The 3,718-nt window shown below is 65.5% G+C and carries 5 protein-coding genes; 3 read left to right on the forward strand and 2 right to left on the reverse strand.

Features of this window, described 5'->3' with window-relative positions; genetic code table 11:
- Together AC1DY5_RS46615 and AC1DY5_RS46620 are read right to left on the reverse strand one after the other, a co-directional pair.
- On the reverse strand, positions 1-164 hold a 164-nt coding region (locus tag AC1DY5_RS46615), incomplete at its 3' end, for a helix-turn-helix domain-containing protein (RefSeq protein ID WP_478121169.1).
- A 139-nt stretch (positions 165-303) separates the two neighbouring features.
- A complete protein-coding gene (locus AC1DY5_RS46620; RefSeq protein ID WP_478121165.1) occupies positions 304-801 on the reverse strand; it encodes an Lrp/AsnC family transcriptional regulator in 498 nt (165 codons plus the stop codon).
- 64 nt (positions 802-865) lie between these two features.
- Between AC1DY5_RS46620 and ilvB the strand changes: the two genes are divergently transcribed.
- From ilvB to AC1DY5_RS46635, 3 genes are all read left to right on the forward strand, one after another.
- Positions 866-2,650 (forward strand): biosynthetic-type acetolactate synthase large subunit, encoded by a 1,785-nt coding sequence (gene ilvB / locus AC1DY5_RS46625; protein ID WP_478121166.1) that lies wholly within the window; start codon positions 866-868, stop codon positions 2,648-2,650.
- 211 nt (positions 2,651-2,861) lie between these two features.
- Positions 2,862-2,993 (forward strand): hypothetical protein, encoded by a 132-nt coding sequence (locus AC1DY5_RS46630; protein ID WP_478121167.1) that lies wholly within the window; start codon positions 2,862-2,864, stop codon positions 2,991-2,993.
- Positions 2,994-3,342: 349 nt separating this feature from the next.
- Positions 3,343-3,718 (forward strand): hypothetical protein (locus tag AC1DY5_RS46635; RefSeq protein WP_478121168.1); only part of this gene is annotated, 376 nt, incomplete at its 3' end.

Genomic DNA, 3,718 nt, shown 5'->3' on the forward strand with positions numbered 1-3,718 from the left:
CCTCGACCCGACGAGGCCTTCAGCCATTTGTAGATCGTCGTGCGGCTGAAGCCGTAGGCGGCAATCACCGCAGAAGGCTTCTCTCCATCGCGAACTCGCTCCACCGCCATCAGGCGAATCTCTTCAAGCGTTTTGTGATCCAGCGTGCGGCCATCTCGTTTCATGCGCTATTGAATCATCAATTCGATTGTCGTGGTGATCTTTTGTAGCCTAAATTATCGACTGCTGAGTAATGTCTTCATCCACGACTCCTTGAGGTTCGTGGGCTGACATCATATCTAATCTATTGAACGCAAATTGGTATCAGTGATCCAGAGGCACGCTGGCTTCCTTCAGCACGCGCAGCACGAAGCTCGACTTGCTGTGGCGGATGCCGGGGATCTTGTAGAGCTTCTCGCGCAAGAGGCGCTCGTAGTCGCGCGTGTCGCGCACCGCGATGCGGATGTAGTAGTCGTAGTCGCCCGAGACCAGGTAGGCCTCCTGGATCTCCGGAATGGTCGCCAGCACGCGGCCGAATTCGTAGAGCGTCTCGTCGGTGTGGCTCTCGAGCGTGAGCTGGACGATCACGAAGTCGTGGTAGCCGAGCTTGGCCGGGTCCAGGTCGACCGTGTAGCGCTTAATCACGCCCTGCGCTTCGAGCTTCTTGATGCGGGTCCAGCAACTGGTGGGCGAGAGGCCGACCGCGGCGCCGATCTCCTGCAGGGTCTTGCGCGAGTCCTCGCGCAGCGTCCGCAGGATGGCGAGATCGATTCTGTCCGATGATTCTTCGGATGATTCGTCTTTTGAGCGATTGACTTTCATGGGTGGACCGGGATTCGTCAAAAATGTGAAGCCTATTTTGCGCCAAGTCCGGAAGAATCGTGGGATGCAATCCTCACTGGCCCTTTCCCCTTCGCCCGTGGCTCCGGCCCCCTTCGATGCACCGCGCGCGCGCAACGGCGCCGTCGCGCTGCTCGATACGCTGATCGCCTGCGGCGTCGACACGCTCTTCGGCTACCCCGGCGGCGCCGCGCTGCCGCTCTACGACGCGCTGCATGGCGAGCCGTGTTTGCGGCACATCCTGGTCCGGCACGAGCAGGCGGCCGTGCATGCGGCCGAGGGCTATGCGCGCAGCACCGGCCGCGTCGGCGTGGTGCTGGTCACCTCGGGGCCCGGCGTCGGCAACACCATCACCGGCCTGCTCGACGCGATGAGCGATTCGGTGCCGGTGCTGTGCATCAGCGGCCAGGTCGCCAGTTCGGTGATCGGCACCCAGGCCTTCCAGGAGAGCGATGCGCTGGGCATGTCGCGGCCGGTCACCAAGTGGAACCACCAGCCGCGCAGCGCCGACGAGATCCCGGCCGTGATCCATCGGGCGCTGGAGATCGCGGCCGCGGGGCGGCCGGGGCCGGTGCTGGTCGACGTGCCGAAGGATGTGCAGCTTGCGCTGCTACAGCGTCCCGCGGCGTCAGCGGCCGCCGTGCCTGCGCGCAAGGCCCGTGCGGCGGTCTTGCCCGCGGCCGATGCGCTGCAGCACGCGGCTGACCTGATCTCCACCGCGCGCCGTCCCGTGCTGTACGGCGGCGGCGGCCTCGTGAACGCGGGCCCGCTGGCCTGCGCGGCCTTCACGCGCCTGGTGCGCCGCCTTGACGCGCCGTGCACCCTGACGCTGATGGGCCTCGGCGCCTTCCCGGGCTCCGACCCGCGCTTCCTCGGCATGCTCGGCATGCACGGGGCGCTGGAGGCCAACCTCGCGATGCACGAGGCCGACCTCGTGGTCTGCATCGGCGCGCGTTTCGACGACCGCGTCACGGGCAAGCTCGACGAGTTCTGCCCGCAGGCGCGCAAGATCCACGTCGACATCGACCCGAGCAGCATCGACAAGGTGGTGAAGGTCGACGTGCCCCTGCCCGGCGACTGCGGCGCGGTGCTCGACGCCTTGTCGGTGCAGCCCGCGCTGGACGGTCTGGCGCCCGGGCGGCTCGCGCCCTGGTGGCAGCGGGTCGCGCGCTGGCGGGCGCAGCGCTGCTTCGACTTCGCACCGCGCGGCGACGCGATCCTGCCGCAGCAGCTGATGGCATCGCTGCAGGGCCAACTGGCCGGCCGCGACGCGATCGTATCCACCGATGTCGGCCAGCACCAGATGTGGGCCGCGCAGTACCTGCGCTTCGAGCGGCCGGGCCGCTGGCTCACCTCGGGCGGCGCCGGCACCATGGGCTACGGCCTGCCGGCGGCCATCGGCGCGCAGGTCGCGCACCCCGAGGCGCTGGTGGTGTGCGTGAGCGGCGATGCGTCGGTGCTGATGAACATCCAGGAGCTGTCGACCGCGGCGCAGCACCGCACGCCGGTCAAGCTGGTGCTGTCGAACAACGGCTACATGGGCATGGTGCGGCAGTGGCAGGAACTGAACCACGGCAACCGGCTGAGCCACAGCTGGAACGAGGCGCTGCCCGACTTCGTGGCGCTCGCGAAGGCCTTCGGCTGGCGGGCGCGGCGCGTGTCGGCGCCGGATCAACTCGAGGATGCGCTGGCCGAATGCCTCGCGAGCGAGGGGCCGTTCTTTCTCGACGTGCAGGTGGCGGCCGAGGAGAACTGCTTTCCGATGATGCCCGCGGGGTACGGGCACCATCGGGTGATGCTGGGAAAGGGGCGGTGGTACGAGGAGGGTTAGCTCGTGCCCCGGGCCAGTCGGCTGCCGCCGGTCGAGGATTTGGCACTCCGCTTCAGTTCCCGGGATGCGCTCGAGACGCTTAACAACTATTGCCTCGCGGATCTTTCCGCGATCAGCGAAGAAGAATTGCTGAAGCTGCGGACGATCGGCATCAAGACGCTGAGCCGCCAGCCGGGAACAACTGAGGGCCGCGCAAGTCAACAAGACTGCCATGAAGACCGATTCGCCAAAACCGTCCAAGCAGGCGCCACCACCACCCAGTCCCTCGCCGCCGCGAGAATCATTGCCGACCCCGGCCGACCGCCAGGGCTTCGAACCGTTCGGCTATACGGAGCGGAACTGAGAGTCGACGTCCGTTGGCGCAGCTCGACATCTCGCGTTTCAGGCGCCCCAAAAGAAGACGGCGCTACCGTTGCGATAGCGCCTTTTTCTGTACCGGTGAGGGGTTTGCTGGTGGGGCGTTCTGTATGTCCAGTGGCCCCCTCGGACGGTTTCGGATCTGCTCGATCGGGGCCGGCGCGCCACACATGTCGGTTGCGCCCTTGCCCTTCAAGTCGCCAGTTCCTGAAGGCGGAGTTCCGCAACAAATGCACGTTTCCAAGCGAGACCTGCCCCGGAATTCATACGCGTCGCACCTCTCAACCATACGATCACATCCAGTTCGTTCAATGGGATTGGGAGTTGAGATGCACATGCGCAACGAGGACATCGATACAGTGTCGCTCCACTTGGAGGACCACGCGGCGAGGCCCCGAATCCAAACAGATGCCGTAACCTTCGCGAGGGCCGTGGCCAACTTTTTCCGAAAGGACGGCAGCGCTGGGGCGTCCGAATCCATGGCTGCGGAGACCGCATCGGCCCCGCCTTCGGCAGAACTCACCCAATGCGCGCAAGCTACCTCGATGGCAATCCTCTACAAGCACTGGAACGCCATCAAGGCCGAAGGCATCACCGCGTCGCAGTTCATTGCGTTCCTGCAACCTCTTGCCGACCTGGATGGCATTGCAGTTTCCTACGCTCTCAGCGATGAAGACGGGAAGCGGCACGTCTACAACCACAGGCCCGAAG

Source organism: Variovorax sp. P4_D9 (genome assembly GCF_056401695.1).